Source organism: Kitasatospora sp. NPDC001159, from assembly GCF_053598235.1.
In genome coordinates this window covers 1-1,070 of sequence record NZ_JBSFJV010000303.1, presented here as the reverse complement: position 1 = coordinate 1,070, position 1,070 = coordinate 1, and the positions used below count along the sequence as shown (strand labels likewise).

General features: G+C 71.0%; 2 protein-coding genes. Both read left to right on the top strand.

Annotated features, from left to right (window positions below):
- A partial coding sequence (locus tag ACWC9T_RS42030) for a hypothetical protein (RefSeq protein WP_449826278.1) occupies positions 1-345 on the top strand: 345 nt, incomplete at its 5' end.
- Between the two features lie 248 nt (positions 346-593).
- Positions 594-1,070, top strand: a 477-nt coding sequence (locus ACWC9T_RS42025) for a transglycosylase family protein (protein ID WP_449826277.1), incomplete at its 3' end; no start/stop codon positions are given.

The following is a 1,070-nucleotide window of genomic DNA, read 5'->3' as shown; positions in this document are numbered from 1 at the left end:
CACGTCACCTCGATGGCGGCGGTCGGCATGCCCAACGGCGACATGCACCTGGAGACCCTGAACGGCGGCGTCGTGTACGACAACGTCCGCTTCGCCAACGGCACGTGGCAGGGCGCCCAGATCTCCGACGGGGGTGGCTACGTCGGTGCCATCTCCCTCGCGGCCCTGCCCAATGGCGACATGCACCTGGTGACCCTGGCCGGTGGCAACGTCTTCGACAACGTCCGCTACGCCAACGGCTCCTGGCAGGGCGCCCAGGTCGCCGACGGCGGCGGCTCGGTCAACGGGATCTCCGCCACGGGCATGCCCAACGGCGACATGCACCTGGAGACCCTCGCCAAGTAACGGTTACTGCGATCCGGAACTCGACCGCCCGGCCCCGCTCCAAGGGGCCGGGCGGTCGCCCTCACCGGCACCACTGCCCTGACCGGTAACACGCTACGGGTCCCGCCCGTCGCCCCACCGGCCCACGGCACCCAATCCGGCCGCTCCCAGCAGGGCAGTCCTCCCCGTCAGCGCCGGCCCCGACCCGTCCAGAGCCGGTCCACCACGCACGCAGCGCACCTTCCGCCACCACTTCCCAGGAGCCCACCATGCCCGCACGCACTCTCAAGGCCTCCGTTCTGCGCCGGACGTCCGCCGCCGCAGTGCTGATGGCACTTTCCGTGCCGCTGCTCGCCCCGACGGAGGCCTCGGCCGCCTCGGTCGCCACCTGGGACAAGGTCGCGGCGTGCGAGAGCAGCGGCAACTGGAGCATCAACACGAACAACGGCTACTACGGCGGCCTCCAGATCAGCCTCGACAACTGGCGCCACTACGGCGGTCTCAACTACGCTCCCCGCCCGGACCTGGCCACCAAGCAGCAGCAGATCCTCATCGCCGAGAAGATCCTCGCCGACCAGGGCGCCGGCGCCTGGTCGTGCGCGCCGGGCACCGGCCTCGCCACCGACCACACCAACCCGTATCCCGCTCCCACCCCGGCTCCGGCCTCGCCTAACCACGTGTACGACAACATCCGCTTCGCGAACGGGACGTGGCAGGGCGCACAGCTGGCGGACGGCGGCGCCGAC